At 71.8% G+C, this 17,269-nt stretch carries 14 protein-coding genes; 9 read left to right on the top strand and 5 right to left on the bottom strand.

What is annotated here, in order from left to right; genetic code table 11:
- Positions 1–65: 65 nt before the first annotated feature.
- Positions 66–998 carry an AEC family transporter gene (locus tag FB388_RS04490; protein ID WP_142097282.1) on the bottom strand — a complete coding sequence of 311 codons (933 nt, stop codon included), beginning with the start codon at positions 996–998 and terminating at the stop codon, positions 66–68.
- On the bottom strand, positions 995–1,876 hold the full coding sequence (locus FB388_RS04495; RefSeq protein ID WP_142097285.1) for an NAD(P)-dependent oxidoreductase: 882 nt from the start codon (positions 1,874–1,876) through the stop codon (positions 995–997). The genes FB388_RS04490 and FB388_RS04495 overlap by 4 nt, the downstream gene beginning before the upstream one ends.
- Before the next feature lie 56 nt (positions 1,877–1,932).
- Here FB388_RS04495 and FB388_RS04500 point away from each other — a divergent pair, with 56 nt between their 5' ends.
- The gene (locus FB388_RS04500; RefSeq protein ID WP_142097287.1) at positions 1,933–2,544 is read left to right on the top strand and encodes a TetR/AcrR family transcriptional regulator; all 612 of its coding nucleotides are present in this window, start codon (positions 1,933–1,935) and stop codon (positions 2,542–2,544) included.
- Positions 2,545–2,605: 61 nt separating this feature from the next.
- On the opposite strand, the gene FB388_RS04505 is transcribed toward FB388_RS04500, so the two are convergent.
- Positions 2,606–3,349 (bottom strand): SDR family NAD(P)-dependent oxidoreductase, encoded by a 744-nt coding sequence (locus tag FB388_RS04505; RefSeq protein WP_142097289.1) that lies wholly within the window; start codon positions 3,347–3,349, stop codon positions 2,606–2,608.
- Positions 3,350–3,416: 67 nt separating this feature from the next.
- On the opposite strand from FB388_RS04505, the gene FB388_RS04510 reads away from it, so the two are divergent.
- Complete coding sequence (locus FB388_RS04510) at positions 3,417–4,004, top strand: helix-turn-helix domain-containing protein (RefSeq protein WP_142097292.1); 588 nt, start codon at positions 3,417–3,419, stop codon at positions 4,002–4,004.
- 19 nt (positions 4,005–4,023) lie between these two features.
- Here the strand turns inward: FB388_RS04510 and FB388_RS04515 are convergent, their stop codons facing one another.
- Positions 4,024–6,171: a DEAD/DEAH box helicase gene (locus tag FB388_RS04515; protein ID WP_142097295.1), complete on the bottom strand. Its 2,148-nt coding sequence runs from the start codon at positions 6,169–6,171 to the stop codon at positions 4,024–4,026.
- Between the two features lie 1,148 nt (positions 6,172–7,319).
- On the opposite strand from FB388_RS04515, the gene FB388_RS04520 reads away from it, so the two are divergent.
- Together FB388_RS04520 and serA are read left to right on the top strand one after the other, a co-directional pair.
- On the top strand, positions 7,320–8,696 hold the full coding sequence (locus FB388_RS04520) for an IS256 family transposase (protein ID WP_142102488.1): 1,377 nt from the start codon (positions 7,320–7,322) through the stop codon (positions 8,694–8,696).
- Positions 8,697–9,032: 336 nt separating this feature from the next.
- Positions 9,033–10,223 (top strand): phosphoglycerate dehydrogenase, encoded by a 1,191-nt coding sequence (gene serA, locus FB388_RS04525; RefSeq protein ID WP_342787915.1) that lies wholly within the window; start codon positions 9,033–9,035, stop codon positions 10,221–10,223.
- 147 nt (positions 10,224–10,370) lie between these two features.
- Here the strand turns inward: serA and FB388_RS04530 are convergent, their stop codons facing one another.
- On the bottom strand, positions 10,371–11,009 hold the full coding sequence (locus tag FB388_RS04530) for a GntR family transcriptional regulator (RefSeq protein WP_142102560.1): 639 nt from the start codon (positions 11,007–11,009) through the stop codon (positions 10,371–10,373).
- A gap of 394 nt (positions 11,010–11,403) precedes the next feature.
- On the opposite strand from FB388_RS04530, the gene FB388_RS04535 reads away from it, so the two are divergent.
- The 5 genes from FB388_RS04535 (at position 11,404) to FB388_RS04555 (ending at position 17,267) form a co-directional block, all read left to right on the top strand.
- Positions 11,404–12,261 carry a polysaccharide lyase family 7 protein gene (locus tag FB388_RS04535; protein ID WP_211361765.1) on the top strand — a complete coding sequence of 286 codons (858 nt, stop codon included), beginning with the start codon at positions 11,404–11,406 and terminating at the stop codon, positions 12,259–12,261.
- Positions 12,262–13,674: 1,413 nt separating this feature from the next.
- Positions 13,675–14,208 (top strand): 2,4'-dihydroxyacetophenone dioxygenase family protein, encoded by a 534-nt coding sequence (locus FB388_RS04540; protein ID WP_142097303.1) that lies wholly within the window; start codon positions 13,675–13,677, stop codon positions 14,206–14,208.
- Between the two features lie 7 nt (positions 14,209–14,215).
- A complete protein-coding gene (locus tag FB388_RS04545; RefSeq protein ID WP_142097306.1) occupies positions 14,216–15,484 on the top strand; it encodes an MFS transporter in 1,269 nt (422 codons plus the stop codon).
- Entirely contained in the window at positions 15,481–16,545 is a 1,065-nt protein-coding gene (locus tag FB388_RS04550) for an alcohol dehydrogenase catalytic domain-containing protein (RefSeq protein ID WP_246121601.1), read from the top strand. The genes FB388_RS04545 and FB388_RS04550 overlap by 4 nt, the downstream gene beginning before the upstream one ends.
- On the top strand, positions 16,542–17,267 hold the full coding sequence (locus tag FB388_RS04555; RefSeq protein ID WP_142097310.1) for an SDR family NAD(P)-dependent oxidoreductase: 726 nt from the start codon (positions 16,542–16,544) through the stop codon (positions 17,265–17,267). The genes FB388_RS04550 and FB388_RS04555 overlap by 4 nt, the downstream gene beginning before the upstream one ends.
- The last annotated feature ends 2 nt before the right edge of the window (positions 17,268–17,269 follow it).

Consider the following 17,269-nt stretch of genomic DNA (forward strand, 5'->3'; position numbering starts at 1 on the left):
GTCGCGCCGCGGTCCGGCTGCCCACGGCGGGGTGAACGATCTCCGCCGCCCGTGGCGTCATGCCGTCACCCGAGCGCCCACGCAGCCACGAGGGGAACCGTCACGATGCTCACCACGGTGGACAGCAGGACCGCGGCGGAGACCCGGTCGGCGTCGGCCGCGTACTGCCGCGCCACCACGTAGACGTTGCCCGCTGTCGGCAGTGCCGCCATGAGAACGCCGGTCTGGACCCAGAACGGATCCATCCGCAGCAGGTGGGCGAGTATCCACCAGACCAACGCGGGGTAGGCGATGAGCTTGGCGGTGGTGATCGCGGCTGCGGTGGCCACGGTGGCGCGGTCGATGTGCTGGAGCGCGAGCGCGCCGCCGAGCGCGAACAGGGCGGTGGGGCCCGCCGCGGCGCCGAGCTGGGCGAGGAACCGTTCTGCCGGTACGGGCAGCGTCGCGCCGGTTGCGGCGAGTGCGGTGCCCAGGAGGATCGCCGCGACGACCGGGTTCAGGAGCGTTCCACGGAGCAGGAGGGACCCGATGCCCGCACGGTCGCCGCTCCCGGCGGTGCTCATGATCACGGCTCCGACGGAGAGCAGGACCATGATCTCGGCCAGGATCGCCATGGCGAGCGGTCCGGCGCCCTGCTCTCCGAAGAAGGCCAGCATCAGCGGCGGCCCGAGGAACCCGAGGTTGCCGACGGCGGCGGCGCTGGCGCGTGCCCCCGCCGCGGCGGCGGCTCGACGGTCGAGGATCCGCGAGAGGGCGAACGCGACCGCGAAGACGACGATCCCGCCCAGCAGGTAGCCGCCGTAGAACACCGGGTCGAGCAAACCGGCGAGCGGCCGCCCGGCGATGAGCCGGAAGACCAGTGCCGGAAGGGCGAACCGGAATGCGAACGCACCGAGCGCATCGAGCGCGGTCCGAGGGGCGAGGCCCGTCCGCACCGCCGTCCAGCCGAGCCCCACGAGGCCGAAGATCGGGAGCGTGAGCTGGACGATCTCGCTCATCCGCGTGCGGCGGTCCGTTGCTCGATCGCCCGGATCACGGCGACCATGTCGGCGTTCGCGAGCCCCAGGGAATGGGCCTCGCCGAAGAGTGCGTGGCAGACGTCCAGCAGCGGCGACGCGATGCCCGCCCGTCGCGCCGCGTCCGCGATCGGGCTGCAGTTGTTGTCGAGGACGTCCGCGATCGCGGCCTGGACGCCGAAATCCCGGTCGACCAGCTTGCGAACCTTCACCCGCGACACAGCGCTGGCCATCGGGCCGGCGTCGAGCACGTCGAGGAACCGCTGCATGTCCAGGCCGTGCCGGTCGGCGAAGTGCGCGGCCTCCGCGAGGCCGGTCACCATCGTGACCAGGAAGAGGTTGACCGAGTACTTCATCAGCAGCGCGTTCGGCACCGCCCCGCACACGATCGTCTCGCGGCACATCGGGCCGAGTACCGGGCGGACGTCGTCCACCGCAGCGGGGTCACCCGCCAGCATGGCGACGAGCTGTCCCGCCTCGGCCGGCGTCCGCGAACCCGAGACGGGCGCTTCGACGTACCTCCCGCCTGCGGCGCGGACGTCGGCCTCCAGCGCGCGCGAGTAGGGGGGCGGAGTCGTCCCCATGTGGACGACCGTGTGGCCGGCGACGTCGACGTCGAACCCGGACGGGTCACGGCCGAGGGCGGAGTCGATCGCGTCGGCGCCCGCCAGCATGAGGAGCACCACCCGTGCCTCGTCGAAGACCTCGGCGGGGCTGCCCGCCACCTTCGCCCCCGCCGCGCGCAGCGGCTCGCACTTGTCGGCCGAGCGGTTCCAGACGACGAGCGGTGTGCCCGCTCCGGCCAGGTTGAGTGCCATCGGTGCACCCATGACGCCGAGACCGAGGAAACCGATGCTCATCCGCACCTACTATGTCGAGTGTCATACGAGGCTGTCTCCGAGGGAGCGAGTGCGCCATGCCCGAACCGCAGCGCCGCCCGCGGGAGCGCATGGTCTACAGCGCGGCCCAGCTGATCCGGGCCCGCGGAGTGGCGGCCACCGGGGTGCGTGACGTGGTCGAACACGCGAGCGCTCCGCGCGGTTCGTTCCAGCACTACTTCCCCGGCGGCAAGGACCAGCTCGTCGGCGAAGCCGTCTCGTGGGCGGGGGAGTTCGCGGCACAGCGGGTCGCCTCTTATCGCCGGACCACGGACGCACCGTCACCGGACGGGTTGTTCGCCCACATCGTCCAGCCGTGGAAGGACGAGTTCTCCCGGCGCGGGTACGAGCGCGGGTGCCCGGTGATGGCGACGGCCGCGGACCTGGCGGGCGCCGAGTCGGCCGTCACGGCGCCGCTGCGCGGCGCACTCGAGCAGTGGGGCCGCGCCGTGGCGGACGAGCTCGGGCACATGGGCGTGCCGCCGGCTCGCGCTCGTGGCCTCGCCGTCCTGATGATCAGTGCTCTGGAGGGCGCGATCATGTGGGCGAGGGTGAACCGCGACGTCGAGCCGCTGGACACCGTCGTCACCGAGCTCTCGCCACTGTTGCGATCCGAAGGGCGCGGGGCGGGCCCCGGCCCTTCGAGCTGACGGACTTCGGGTGTCACCCGGCATTGCTATCATGACAGCTGTCATAGTGGAAGCGTCGAAGTCAGGCCGCGGTGGCTCCGCCGTCCACCGGCAGGATCGCGCCGTGCACGTAGGCGGCCTCGTCGGAGGCGAGGAAGGCGACGGCCGCGGCCACCTCGTGCGGGTCGCCGAGCCGCCGGGCCGGGATCGTGGCGGCGATGGGCTCCAACCCGGCGCCACCGGCCGTGCCCTCCGTGCGGATCATCCCGGGGCTGACCGCGTTGACGCGGACACCCGACGGGCCGAACTCCGCCGCCCAGGCCTTGGTGAGCAGCAGCAGCGCCGCCTTGCTCGACCCGTAGAGCCCGGCCGCCGCGCTACCGCGGTGCGCCGCGCCGGTGAGGACGTTCACCACCGCACCCGACCCGCGCTCCACCATGTGCGGCACGAGGGCCTGCACGAGGAAGAACGGTGCCTTCAGGTTGACGCCGTAGATGCCGTCGACGTCGGTCTCGGTGCGGCTCGTGGTGGGGCCGAACGAGTAGATGCCGGCGTTGTTGACCAGGACGTCCACGCGCCCGGTGACCCGCAGCGCCCGCTCGGCCAACGACCGCGCCCCGGCCGGCGTGGCCAGGTCGGCAGCGACGAAGTCGGCGGCCGCACCGGCACTGCGCAGTGCCTTCACCATCAGCTCGCAGCGGGCCTCGTCCCGGCCCGACACGATGACGTGAGCGCCGCGCGCAGCCAGCGCGTCGGCGGTGGCGCGGCCGATGCCGCTGGTGGAGCCGGTCACGAGGGCGGTGCGCCCGTCGAGCGGAGTGGTCATGATCGCCAGCCTGCGTCCTCGCCGTGGCCGGACGCCAAGAACTTTGCGGATCTGTCAAGCTGCGTCGGTGTCCGTCGATCTGAACGCAACCCTGCAATCCGTCGGGCCCCGGCTACGGGCGCTGCGCCGCAGGAGCGGTACGACGCTGGCCGAGCTGTCGGCGACGACGGGCATCCGGGTCAGCACGCTGTCCCGGCTGGAGACCGGGGCGCGCAGGCCCAACCTGGAGCAGGTACTCGCGCTCGCCGCGGCCTACCGCGTGAGCACCGACGAGCTCATCGGCGGCCCGCCGACCGGTGACCCGCGGGTCCACATGCGCCCGGTGACACGGGACGGGAAGACCCTCATCCCCCTGACCCGGCGGCCGGGCGGCATCCAGGCCTACAAGCTGATCCTGCCCGGCGTCGACGAGCCGGTGCCGGCCCCCGAACAGCGCAGCCACGAGGGTTTCGAGTGGCTCTACGTCCTCAACGGGCGGCTCCGGCTCGTCCTCGGCGACCAGGACATCGTCCTCGTCCCGGGCGAGGCCGCGGAGTTCGACACCCAGGTCCCGCACTGGTTCGGCGCCGCCGACCCCGTGCCGACCGAGATGCTCGCCCTCTTCGGTCTCCAGGGCGAGCGGGCCCACCTCCGCGCCCGCACCCGGCGTCCCTGACCCGTGCCGCTCGCCCCTGTCAGCCCTCCAGGCTCGTCGGGGCCGTCGACAGCGCGTCGGTCAGCAACGCGACGAGCGCCTCGTGCTGCACGTCGGTGGACGAGCCGACCTCCTCGTCCGAGCCGTCGAGCGCCTGGGCGGCGAGGCCGGCCTTGCTGTCGATCAGCTCGGCGATCCGGGCGTCGATCGTCTGCGCGGCGATGATGCGCCACGCGGTGACGGGCTGCGACTGGCCGATGCGGTGGCTGCGGTCGATCGCCTGGGTCTGCTCCGCGGCGGTCCAGGAGAGCTCGGCGAGCACGAGGTTGGAGGCGACCTGGAGGTTGAGGCCCACGCCTGCCGCCGTGAGCGAGCAGACCGCGACGGCCACGTCGGCGTCGTTCGTGAAGGCGTCGATGTTGCGCTGCCTCACGGTGGGCGTCTGGTCGCCGCGGATCGACGAGAAGCGGACCCCCTGCTGGGCGAACGTCTCCTCGGCCGCGTCCATCACGTCGACGTGCTTGGCGAAGAAGACCACCTTGCCCGCGCTGCGCGCGAGCTGGACCGCGTAGTCGGCGGCCAGACCGGCCTTCGCCCGGCCGATGCGCCGCATCATGCTGAAGACGTTCTCGCCGGTCGTCGAGGTGGTGGCGTCCTTCTGCTCCCACCTGGCCACCTGCCGCACGAGGTCGTGGTCGATGCCGTCGGCCACGGCGCCGGACCGGCGGCTGGCCAGCGCCTCCTCGTACCGCGCCACCATCCGGCGCGCGAGCTCGCGCTCGGCCGCCCGGATCGAGCGCCCCACCGGTCCGTCCAGCTCGACGGGCAGATCGGCGATGCGGCGCGCGGGGATGTCGGCGGCCACGTCGACCTTGCGGCGGCGGACGATGCCGAGATCGACGACGCACTGGCGGGCGGCGGAGTAGAACCCCGGGTCGGCGGGGGTCAGGCCGGTCTCGTCGAGCGCGTTCATCAGCTCGGCGAGCGGCTTCTTGTCGTCGATCCAGCCCAGGAACTGCCAGATCGCCCGGAAGTCCTCGATGTCGTTGATCAGCGGGGTGCCGGTGAGGGCCATCAGCAGCGGGCGCGCGGTGAAGGACCGGATCCGCTCGGAGAGCGCCAGTACGTGCTTCGAGCGCTGGGAGGACTTGTTCTTGATGAAGTGCGCCTCGTCGACGACCATGCCGCGCAGGCCGAAGCCGCCGAGCCAGCCCACGTGGCGGTCGAGCACCTCGTAGTTGACGACGACGATGTCGGCGAACCCGTCGATCGACTCGCCGTTGCCGTGGATCACGGTGGCCGCGCGGTGGGGCGTCCACATCTTGGCCTCGCGCGCCCAGTTCGTCTTCACGACGTTCGGCACGACGACGAGCAGCGGGTAGGCGTTGGCCGCCTCGGCGGCGAGCAGCGCCTGAGCCGTCTTGCCCAACCCCGGCTCGTCGGCGAGCAGGAAGGTGCGATGGCCCGCCGCGGCCGCGGCGACCAGCCGGGCCTGGTGCGGCATCAGCTCCATGTCGCGCGGCGTGTATCGGGAGGTGGGCGCGGGGAGGTCCATGCACGCCGACGCGCCGCTCCCTGCCCGCTCGAACGAGCTGAGCAGCGGGCCGATCAGCTCCCACGTGGCCAGCCGCGTGGGACGGGGTCCGCTCGGCCGGACGGCGGCGACGTCGGGGGCGAGGAACGGGTTGGCCAGCTGCCGCGAGACGACCGACCGCGGCACCACCCGCTGCTCGGCGGCTGCCGCGGGCTCCGCAGGCGGCAGCTCGTCGACGGAGGGCTCGATGCCGGCGCTCCGCAGCATGTCGCGCTTGACCGACCGGGCCTCGTCGGAGACCACGGCGTCCTCGGCGAGCAGCGCCAGGAGATCGGAGTCGCGCACGGCGCTCTTCGCGAGGATCGTCGCGATCCCGTCGAGGCGCTTGAGCTGCTCGGCCCGGTGCGCGTCGGTGACGTTCTCCTCCGCACGGACCCGGGCGCGCTCGTCGCGCAGCAGCAGCGCGACGGCCTGGAACTTCGTGCGCGTCGACGGCGTGACCCGACCGGTGTGGAGGGCCGCCTCGACCTCCCGGACGGCGCGGGCGAGCACCGAGTAGACGTCCTGCTTGACGTCCTCGCGGCGGCGGCCGTGACGACGGTCGCGCGGGACGGTACGGCGAGCCCTGGTCTGGGGCTGGCCTCGTCGAGCCACTGACTCCTCCTCGGTTGCCGCGCACGGTGCTGCGGCCGGGTGATGGGCGTTGCGGGGAGAGGGCCGGAGCGGCTCTCTCCGAGACGCGAGCGGACTCGCCGACCTGCGGCATACAGATCATGCACGAGCAGATCGTGCGAGAACCCGCTGATCAGCGACTCGATCTGGTGCACGAGGGGGGACCGGACACCAGAACTTCGCATACCCGCGAATGCGGGGGGCCCATGCACCTCGAGGATACCGCATCGTGTGGGCGCGGCGTGCGGTCCGAGCGGGTGTCACCGGTCGGGGTGGGGCAGTGGTGATGATCACGGGCGCCCGGTGCTCTCACCGAGCCTCGTCCTGCCGTCCTCGCGGGGCATGATCCGGTGTAGCGGTTCGCTACTGCTGTGGCGGCAGCCATGGGCAACCGATGCACGCGATCTTGGTGGGCATGATCCGCTGTAGCGGGCGTCCATGGTCGTGCCGGCAGCCATGGACAACCGCCAGTTCGGATCATGGTCCGTGCGGCTCTGGTTGATTCCCGTCGGGTCGGCCTGGTCACAAAACCCGCCGGTGGGCGCGCCGTTCCCGGCTCGGGCCTCTCGGCGCCCGGCCCCGTTGTCGGCCTCTCGGGTGTTCCCCCCGGTTCCCGTCGATCCCTTCGGCTGGTGGGGGTGGCTGGGTTGGGTCAACTACCGAATTCTGTGGTTGCGTGGGCGGCCGTCCCCGGCTTGGGGGCACGGCGGTCGGGGACGAGACCGCCGCGGTTGGGTGCCACGCGACCTGCTGTGGTCCCGACCCTCGCACCCCAGCCCATCCGCGCACGGTCAGGCCGGACCAGTCCAGGGACGGGGCGTCTGCACCTGATCACGCCTGGATGGCAGGGGTTGTTGGGTGGGAACGGGACCACAGCCGGTTGCGTGGCACTCAGGTCGGCTGTTCGTCGGGACCGCCGTGCCCCCGCGTCGGGGACGGCCGCCCGAGCAACCACGGAATTCGGTAGTGAACCCAAGCCAGCTGCCGCGGTAGGTGCGGGGAGAGGCGAACCGGATCGACCACACCAGCAGCCGGGGGCGGATAGGTGAGGCCGGGAGGTCCGAGTCGGGGAGCGTGTCAGATGGTCTGTGTAACAAGATCCTCTTGAGTTGAGGAGTACACAGATGACCATGACCGGTGAGCCACGGGCTGGCCATCCTCTCGGCGCCGACGATGATGCCGGGCCGGTGACCGCGCGGGACGCGGTGAACAGCATGATCGAGGCCGGCCTGCTGGATCAGCTCATGTCCCAGGTCGATGCGGGCGAGCTCGCCTTGACCGGCGATGGTGGTTTCCTCCCGGAGATGATCAAAGCGGTGCTCGAACGCGGCTTGGCGGTCGAGCAGACCGCGCACCTGGGCTACGAGAAAGGCGACCCGGCCGGGCGTGGGACGCCGAACTCGCGCAACGGCACCAGCCCGAAGACGGTGGCCACCGAGGTCGGCGACGTGGCCCTGGACGTTCCGCGGGACCGGTCTGGCACGTTCGAACCGCGCCTGGTGCCGAAGGGTTCGCGGCGCACCGGCGGCCTGGATGAGATGATCATCTCGCTGTATGCGGGTGGGATGACCGTGCGCGACATCGCCCACCACCTGCAGCGCACGATCGGCACCGAGCTGTCCCACGACACCATCTCCAAGATCACCGACTCGGTGTTGGAGGAGGTGAAGGCCTGGCAGTCCCGCCCGCTGGAGGAGATCTACCCGATCGTCTACCTGGACGCGCTGGTGATCAAAGTGCGGGACGGGCACCAGGTCCGCAACCGGTCCGCGCACCTGGCCGTCGGGGTCGACCTCGACGGCGTCAAGCACGTGCTCGGGATCTGGGTGCAGGCAGCCGAGGGGGCGAAGTTCTGGGCCGGGGTGTGCGCCGAGCTGCGCAACCGCGGCGTGCGGGACGTGCTGATCGTGTGTTGCGACGGGCTGAGCGGATTCCCCGAGGCCATCGAAGCGACCTGGCCGCAGAGCATCGTGCAGACCTGCACGGTGCACCTGCTGCGCGCGGCGATGCGGTTCGTCTCCTACGCCGACCGCAAGAAGGTCGCCGCGGCGCTGCGGCCGATCTACACCGCCCCCACCGACGAGATCGCCCGCACCGAGTTGGACAGCTTCGCCAGCTCCAGCCTCGGCAAGAAGTACCCGGCCGCCGTGGCGACCTGGGTGAACGCCTGGGAGCGGTTCATCCCGTTCCTGGCGTTCCCACCCGAGCTCCGGAAGATCATCTACACGACGAACGCGATCGAGTCGCTGAACTACCAACTTCGGAAGATCATCAAGAACCGGGGGCACTTCCCGAACGACGACGCCGCGATCAAGTTGCTGTGGCTGGCGATCCGCGACATTGAGGACAAACGCGCCCGCGCCCGGGCGAAGGAGAAGGGCCTACCAGCCAACGAACGCAAGGCCCCGGGCCGGCTGGTCGAAGGCGCCGTCGTCCAGGGCTGGAAACAGGCCCTCGGCTCGCTCGCCCTGGCCTACCCCGAGCGCATCAACCCCTACCTGACCTGACCGATTCCTAGATCGACTTACACAGACTTCTTGACAGGCCCGAGTCGGGTACGGCGCGCCAACCGGAACGGTTTCCCACGAGGACGGCACCACAACGGCACCGCGCCGCGTTCCGCGGAACGCACAAGGGGCACCGTGCACACCTTCCCGCCACGGCACACACTGCCGGCCATGTGCACCGACCCCGCACGATGTGCACCGCCACCCGCCTGGGGTTCCGAGACCACCGTCCGCCGACCTGCGTTCCGCCGAACGCGGGATGCGGGCGGTCGATCCAGCGGCTGCCGGGTCGAGTCGGGTCCGGGGCTGCTCGTCTAGGTTGGCCGGGTGAAGGCGATGCTCCTGGAGAACATCCATCCGGTTGCGGCAGCGGCGTTCCGGCGTGCGGGCTTCGAGGTCGACGCGCGTTCGAGCTCGTTGAGCGAGGACGAGCTCATCGCCGAGCTGCCGGGGGTGTCGGTGCTCGGGATCCGGTCCAACACGACCGTCACGCCCGCGGTGCTCGATGCCGGGAAGGACCTCCTGGCGGTGGGGTGCTTCTGCATCGGGACCAACCAGGTGGACCTGGAGAGTGCGGCCGAGCGGGGTCTGGCGGTGTTCAACGCGCCGTACTCCAACACGCGCAGCGTCGTCGAGCTGGTGATGGGCGAGATCATCGCGCTGGCCCGCAGGCTCACGGAGAAGACGCAGCGGATGCACGAGGGGGTGTGGGACAAGTCGGCGAAGGGCAGCCGCGAGGTCCGCGGCCGCACTCTGGGCATCGTCGGCTACGGCAACATCGGCACCCAGCTGTCCAACGTCGCCGAGGCGATCGGCATGCGGGTGATCTTCTTCGACACCGCCGACCGGTTGGCGCACGGCAACGCGCGCCGGGTCGGGTCGTTGGAGGAGCTGCTGGCGGAGTCGGACGTGGTGACCATCCACGTCGACGGCAGGCCGGGCAACGCGGGGCTCTTCGGCGCCGAGCGGTTCGCGATGATGAAGCCGGGGGCGGTGTTCATCAACGCCTCCCGAGGGATGGTGGTCGACGACGCGGCGCTGCGCGACCACATCCGGTCCGGGCACCTGTCGGGCGCCGCCATCGACGTCTTCCCGCTGGAGCCGAAGGCGCAGGGCGACCCGTTCGACTCGCCGCTGCGGGGCCTCGACAACGTCATCCTGACCCCGCACGTCGGCGGGTCCACGCAGGAGGCGCAGGAGGAGATCGGGCACTTCGTCGCGAACAAGCTGCTCGGGTTCGTCGATGCGGGGAGCACGGCGCTCTCGGTCAACCTGCCGCAGGTGTCGCCCCCGAGTCCTCAGGGCGCGTTCCGGATGGGGTACCTGCACGAGAACCGGCCCGGGGTGCTGGCCGAGATCAACCGGTTGCTCGCGGACGCCGGGGTGAACGTGGTGGGCCAGTCGCTGTCGACCCGCGGCGGACACGGGTACGTCCTCACCGACACCGACACCGTGCTGTCGGACGCGACCTTGTCCGCCCTGCGCCGGTCGGCGCAAACGGTGTGGTTGCGGTCCTGGCAGCTCTGACGATCAGGCGGCGGTCCCGCCCCGTGACCGGGAACGCAGCGGCTGCTCGGCGGCGATGACGCTCTCGCGCAGGGGTGCGGCGTCACAACGGCACCGGACCAGCTGGGACGGCGGGACGCGGGTCATCGCTCGAGGGCGGCGGCCGGCTCAGGCTTCCTCGGTGAGCGCGGCGGCGGTCAGCGAGAAGTGCTGGGCGAGCAGCGCGGCGGCGGCGTCGGCGTCCCGGGCGAGGGTCGCCTCCTCGATCCGGCGGTGCTCGGCGACGGCGTCCCGGGCCGGGCCGCGGCCGGCCGACCAGCGACGCGTCAGCTCCGCGGCGAGCCACATGCGGTCGAAGGTCTCCAGCAGCACGGCGTTGCCGCTGCCCTCCAGCAAGGCGCGGTGGAAGGCACGGTGCGCGCGGGACCACTCCGCGCTGATGACCCCGCCCGCTCCTGCCTCGTACGCGGGGGTGCGTGCCAGGCGGTGGTGGGTCGCGCGCACGCGCGCCTCCCAGTCCAGGTCGCCGCGCTCGATGGACAGCCGGAGCGCGGCCGGCTCGACGACGGCCCGTGCCTCGGCCAGGTCCTGCCAGCGCTGGTCGGACTGCAGCGGGACGGCGAAACCGCGGTTGGTGAGCCGGTCGGCGAGGCCGTCGCCGACCAGGCGGACGAGGGCCTCGCGCACCACGGCCAGGCTCACCCCGTGCGCGCTCGCCAGCTCCTGGGGCTTGAGCGCGGCGCCGGGGGCGAAGTCGCCGCGCAGGATCGCGTCGCGCAGCTCGCCGTACACCCGGGCGGAGAGCATCGGCTTCGCCGACGTGTCACTCACGCGCCAGATCATAGACGCTTTCAGTGAAAATCGATTATTCACCGCCGGACTGACCACGGCGAGCGGAGCGCATCACCTGTACCCGATGCGGCCGTGCCGCACCCGTGTGAGTTCACCCGGGCGGCTGGGAACGAGCACGTTCGGGTCATGACGGGCGCGATCCGGAGCGCGGTCGTGAAGCCCAAAATACGATCACGTTCACGGACGATGCGAATCGTCGTCACGGTGAGCGGCCCGGCCACCCGCTCGTTCTCCGCTGCAGCAGCGCCCTGCACCTTCGATGACGGGAGAGCCATGCCCGAGGCCGTTCCACTCCGCCTGCTCGACGAACCCGCTGCCGCCGTCCGTCCGCACCGCGCGGGATAGCGCCGTGCCGGCCCTCACCATGCCCATGGCACTGGCCGCGACGGCCGTGCTGACCCTCCAACCGGCGATGGTGCCCGCTCCGCCGGCGGACCCGTGCGCGGTGGTCCAGGCGGTCGGGGTCGGCGGGGTGCTTCCGCCGATCTGCCTGCCGCCCGTGATCCCCGAGGCCGAGCCGCCGCGCGCCCAGGGTGCCGCGAGCAAGCCGGGGGACCTCCTCGATCTCGAGAACTGGTTCCTCACGCTGCCCATCGGCCCCCCGGGCGACCCCGACTCCATCGACCAGCCCGAGCTGCTGGACTACCGCAGCGAGTGGTTCGACCTCACCCCGGACGGCGCCGGCGTGGTGTTCCGCGCCCCGGCCGGTGGCGTGACCACGAAGAACAGCAAGTACCCCCGATCCGAGCTGCGCGAGATGAACGGGGAGGAGAAGGCCGCCTGGTCCAACACGGAGGGCACCCACACGCTCCAGACCCGCCAGGCGATCACCGAGGTGCCGCGGGCCAAGCCGGAGGTGGTGTCCGCCCAGATCCACGACGGCGGCGACGACGTCATGCAGATCCGGCTGGAGGGCCCGACGCTCGTCGCCCAGTACGCCGACGGGAAGGAACAGATCGTCATCGATCCGGACTACCGGCTCGGCACCCCCTTCGACCTGCGCATCGTGGCTGCGAACGGGCGGATCACCGTCTTCTACGACGGCGAGCAGCGCGCTGAGATCGAACGCAGCGGGAGCAGCTGGTACTGGAAGATCGGCGCCTACACGCAGTCGAACCCGGAGCGCGGCGACGGGGCCGACGCCGAGGGTGAGGTCGTCGTGTACTCGCTGTCGATCGAGCACACCGGCGGGGCGAGTCCCTCCTAGTACGACAGCCCGTCGGGTGTGGTTCGCGCTCATGATCCGATGCATCGGGTGTCCATGGTCGTGGGGGCAGCCATGGGCAACCGCCGGTTCGGATCATGGTCGCCCAGGCGGTGCGTGATGGGGTTGCGCTGCGGCCGTCCTCGTCTTGGGCACGGCGGTGGCCGGGTGATGGCGTCAAGGCTTCCTGCGCACGGTCTGCTTTTCCCGGGGCCTCCTGGCGGCGCCGCGCATTGTGCGGGGCCGCCCCTCACAGCTCAAGGGCGCTGCGCGTCGCTTCGCGATCGCTGGCGCGACCCTTGACCTGCGAGCCTCTGCGGCCCCTGAGGGCAAGCAGCGCGGGCAGCCCAAGGGCCTGCCCTCCTTGGTGCGCGGCGCCGCCAGGAGGCCCGTGTCACCGATATCCCTTGGCCCTCCCGCACTCGGCCGCTGATCAAGGGGAGAAGGTCGCTGGTTGATCTTCGCCGGCGACCCTCGGCCCTTGATCAGCGCCCTCCGGGCGGGTCGCCGGGCCTCGGGTGAGGCTGATCGCTGCGAGTGGTGTGGGGGCGACAGATCTGTCGCTCCCACACCACTTGCGATGATCACGGTGGGCATGATCACCAGGAGTGGTTGGAGGGCGTCAGATCCGTCGCTCTCCCACCACTTGCGGCGATCACCGGCCGCCGAGGCAGACCGATCCTGACCGATACCGGCTCCTGAACGCCCGAAGCCTGATCATGGCCGCGAGACCCGCCTTCGGTGGCGCCGCGCGCCAGGAAGGGCAGGCCCGTGCCTGCCCGCGAAGCGGGCCCGAAAGGGGTCGCAGAGGCTCGCGGGTCAAGGGTCGCGTAGCGATCGCGGAGCGACGCGGAGCGCCCTTGAGGCGTGAGGGGCGGCCCCGCAGGATGCGCGGCGCCACCGAAGGCCTGGTGGAGGTTGACCTGGACGAGCGTGGGGCAACCGAAGTGAGGTGGGCCCGGATGGGCGCGGCACCACCGAAGGGCCCGGCGAGGAGGGGTGGCCTGGACGGTGGCGCCGCCACGGCGCTCGCGTGGTCCACGCCGCCCCCAAGCCACTGGAGCTCCATAGGAGCATCGGACCGTAGCCCGATCGCCGGCACGACGGCTCTGAACGTGCCCATGATCAGGGGAGGTGGGTGCCAGGCGGTCAGATCTGTCGCCTCGGCACCACTTCCGGTGATCAGCTCGGGATGATCGCCATGAGCAGTACGGAGGGGTGGCGCGCGCAGCAGTGGTGTCCTGGTCGCCGCGCGCGCCGTTTCCGGCGGCGCACCCACCGGGCGGCTGCCGCGGCCCTGTCCGGAACAGGCAAACGATGTGTCCGGCTCGGGAAAGACGGGTGACCGGTCCTTCGCCTTGACTCCGGTTCCGGCGGCACCGCGGTGGTGCCGCCTGCATCGGAGAGGAGCGGACGATGATGTCCGAGGCGGGAACAGAGTTCTGGCGTGGGCTCAAGCCCATCGCCGACGCGCTGAAGCCGGATGCGCAGCCCGAGGTCTTCCACCAGCTCGCGCCGATCGACGACGAGCGCTACTACGTCCCGCTGAGCCCGACCGTGGGCTCGCGGCCGCTGTGGATCTCGCCCCGGGACAACCGGTGGGCCGACATCCTGTGGGCGCGCTCCGCGGGGCTCGTGAACCGGCACTACCACCCGCACGAGGTGTTCGCGTACACGATCTCGGGGAGGTGGGGCTACCTCGAGCAGGAGTGGACCGCGACGGCGGGCTCGTTCGTGTTCGAGACCCCCGGCGAGGGGCACACGCTCGTCGCCTACGAGTCCGACGAGCCGATGCGCTGCTTCTTCGTGGTCAAGGGCCCGCTGATCTGGCTCGACGAGAACGGCGACAGCTGCGGCCACTTCGACGTCCACGACTACCTCGCGCTCTGCCGCAAGCACTACGCGGAGACCGGGGTGGGCGCCGACGTCATCGACACGCTGATCCGCTGAGGCGGTCATGGCCGACACCGCTGCCGCCCGCGTTCCCGCTGCCTATGTGCCACCGCCGCGCGGCGGTCGTTACGAGAACGTCCTGCTGGCCGTCCTGTTCGCGACCTTCGGGTTCGTCTTCTTCGACCGGCTCGCCCTGAACTTCCTGACCCCGTACTTCAAGGACGAGCTCGGGCTGAACAACGCCCAGATCGGCCTGCTCGGCGGGATCCCGGCGCTGACCTGGGCGATCGCCGGGATCAGCGTCGGTTATCTGTCCGACCGCGTCGACCGGCGCAAGCCGCTGCTGATCGGGGCGATCCTCACCTTCACGCTGTTCTCGGCGCTGTCGGGGCTGGTCGGCGGGCTCGCCAGCCTGCTGCTGTTCCGGGCGCTCATGGGCGCGGCCGAGGGGGCCGTGCTGCCGCTGTCGCAGCCGCTGATGCTGCACTCGTCCACCCCGCGCAGGCGCGGACTCAACATGGGGCTGGTGCAGGGATCGTCGGCGGGTCTGCTCGGCGGCGTCCTCGGCCCGATCGTCACGGTCTGGATCGCCGAGTCGTTCGGCTGGCGCGCGGCCTTCTACGCCACCGTGATCCCCGGACTGGTCATGGCGGCCCTGGTGCTCTGGCTCGTCCGGGACCTGCGCGTGCGGCACCCCGCGACGGTGGCCGTCGACGACGAGGTCGGGCCCGAGGACACCGCGAGCGGCTGGGGAGCGGTGCTGCGGCACCGCAACATCGTGGTCTGCCTGGCGATCGCCGTGTTCTTCCTGACCTGGTTCCTGACGACCCAGACATTCACCCCGCTCTACCTCGTCGAGGTGAAGGGGTTCGGGCCGGGCGAGGTCGGGTTCGTCCTGAGCGGGATCGGGATCGCATGGGTGTTGTGGGGTGCGCTCGTCCCCGGGATCTCCGACCGGATCGGGCGGAAGCCGACGATGATCGGCTTCTCGGCGGTCGCGGCCGTGTCGCCGCTGGCGATCATGGTGATCGACAGTCCCGGCCTGCTGTTCGGCGCGCTCGTGCTGACCTACACCGGGCTCGGCTGCTTCACCCTGTTCATGGCGACGATCCCGGCGGAGACGGTGCCGCGCGCGGTCATGGCGACGGCGCTGGGCCTGATCATGGGCGTCGGCGAGGTCGTGGGCGGGTTCGTGGCTCCCGCGCTCGCCGGGCAGCTGTCGGACGTGTTCGGGCTCGGCGCCGCGATGTTCGTCTCCGCGGGCGCCGCGGTGGTCGTGACGCTGCTCAGCCTCGCCCTGACCGAGACCGCACCCGTCCGGGTCCGCCGGTGAGCACTGCGGTGAGCGGACGCGCCGTCCGCTGGTACGGACCGAAGGACCTGCGCCTGGAGACGGTGCACCTGCCGGCTCCGGGCGCGGGTGAGGTGCTCGTCCGGGTCGCCTACTGCGGGGTGTGCGGCAGCGACCTGCACGAGATCGCCGACGGGCCGCACGCGATCCCCGTCGACCGGCCCCACCCGTTGTCCGGTGCCGTGGCGCCGCTGACGCTCGGGCACGAGTTCTCCGGGGTGGTTGCCGCCACCGGCCCGGGGGTCGAAGGGCTTCCCGAGGGCGCGCCCGTTGCCCTGGAGCCCAACTACCGGTGCGGGCGGTGCACGGCCTGCCGGGAGGGGAGGACCGAGGTCTGCGCGGCGTTCGGGTTCGCCGGGCTCATGGGCGACGGGGGTATGGCCGAGTACGCGCTCGTCCCGGCGTACATGGTCCACCGGCTGCCCGACGGCTTCGACCTCGCGGTCGCCGCGGTGCTCGAGCCGGCCGCGGTCGCGCTGCACGCGGTCCGCCGCTCGACGTTCTCGGCCGGGCAGACCGCGGTGGTCGTCGGGCTCGGGCCGGTGGGGCTGATCGTCTGCGCGCTGCTGCGGGAGGCGGGGGCGGCGCGGATCATCGGGCTGGACCCGGTGCCGGCGCGCCGGGAGCTGGCCCGCCGGTTCGGTGTCGACGCCGTCCTCGGCCCGGACGCGGACGCCGTCGAGGAGCTCACCGGGGGAAACGGCGCGCACGTCGCGTTCGAGGTCGTCGGCTCCCAGGCCGCGGTGGACGTCGCGCTGTCGAGCCTGCGCAGCGGCGGTGAGCTGTTGCTGCTCGGGCTGGTCGACACGCTGGTGCTCCCGGCGTTCGACATGGTCAACGCCGAGCTCCGGATCACCACCAGCGTGGGCTACCGCGACTGCCACCCGGAGCTGGTCCGGCTGGTCACGGCCGGACGGCTCGACCTGGCCGCGCTGGTCTCGGACGTGGTGGCGCTCGCCGACGCCCCGGCGGTGCTGCTCGACATGGCCGCCGGTGCGCCGGCCGGGATCAAGACGCTCGTCCGGTGCGGGGAGGACCGGTGACGTTCGCCGCTGACCTCTTCGCCGGCCGGACGGTCGCCGTCACCGGCGGGACGTCGGGCATCGGCGCCGGCACCGCGCTGCGCTTCGCCGAGCTCGGCGCCACCGTGCACGCCTGGGGCCTCGACGCGAGGGGAGTCGAGGCACCGCGGCACGAACGGATCGGTGTCGCGGAGGTCGACGTGACCGACACCGCCGGGCTGGCCGCGGCGTTCGGTGCCCTGCCGGCGCTCGACGTCCTCGTCTGCTGTGCGGGGATCAGCCGTGATCGGGACGAGTACGGGGTGGACGTGTTCGCGACGGTCCTGGAGGTCAACCTCACCGCCACGATGCACGCCGCCGAGCTGGGCAGGCCGCTGCTGGCCCGGTCCGGTGGCAGCGTCGTCACGACGGCGTCGATGTACTCCTTCTTCGGCGCGGCCGACCGGCCGGCGTACGCGGCGAGCAAGGGCGGGATCGCGCAGCTGACCCGCTCGCTGGCCGCCGAGTACGCCGCTGACGGGATCCGGGTCAACGCGGTCGCGCCCGGCTGGATCGACACGCCGCTCTCCCGTGGCCTGCAGGCCGACGCGGTGGCGAGCGGTGAGATCCTGCGCCGCATGCCGTTCGGGCGGTGGGGCCGGCCGCGCGACGTCGCCGACGTGGTGGTGTTCCTCGCGTCCGGCGCCGCGTCCTACGTGACCGGCGTCGTCCTGCCGGTGGACGGGGGCTACCTCACGACGTGAGA

Origin of the sequence: Pseudonocardia cypriaca (genome assembly GCF_006717045.1) — a bacterium.
Lineage (GTDB): Bacteria > Actinomycetota > Actinomycetes > Mycobacteriales > Pseudonocardiaceae > Pseudonocardia > Pseudonocardia cypriaca.

Bases quoted from the DNA above. Each gene is read 5' to 3' on its own strand.
- FB388_RS04490 (WP_142097282.1), bottom strand. From the start codon at position 998: ATGAGCGAGATCGTCCAGCTCACGCTCCCGATCTTCGGCCTCGTGGGG.
- FB388_RS04495 (WP_142097285.1), bottom strand. From the start codon at position 1,876: ATGAGCATCGGTTTCCTCGGTCTCGGCGTCATGGGTGCACCGATGGCA.
- FB388_RS04500 (WP_142097287.1), top strand. From the start codon at position 1,933: ATGCCCGAACCGCAGCGCCGCCCGCGGGAGCGCATGGTCTACAGCGCG.
- FB388_RS04505 (WP_142097289.1), bottom strand. From the start codon at position 3,349: ATGACCACTCCGCTCGACGGGCGCACCGCCCTCGTGACCGGCTCCACC.
- FB388_RS04520 (WP_142102488.1), top strand. From the start codon at position 7,320: ATGACCGGTGAGCCACGGGCTGGCCATCCTCTCGGCGCCGACGATGAT.
- serA (WP_342787915.1), top strand. From the start codon at position 9,033: ATGCTCCTGGAGAACATCCATCCGGTTGCGGCAGCGGCGTTCCGGCGT.
- FB388_RS04530 (WP_142102560.1), bottom strand. From the start codon at position 11,009: ATGCTCTCCGCCCGGGTGTACGGCGAGCTGCGCGACGCGATCCTGCGC.
- FB388_RS04540 (WP_142097303.1), top strand. From the start codon at position 13,675: ATGATGTCCGAGGCGGGAACAGAGTTCTGGCGTGGGCTCAAGCCCATC.
- FB388_RS04545 (WP_142097306.1), top strand. From the start codon at position 14,216: ATGGCCGACACCGCTGCCGCCCGCGTTCCCGCTGCCTATGTGCCACCG.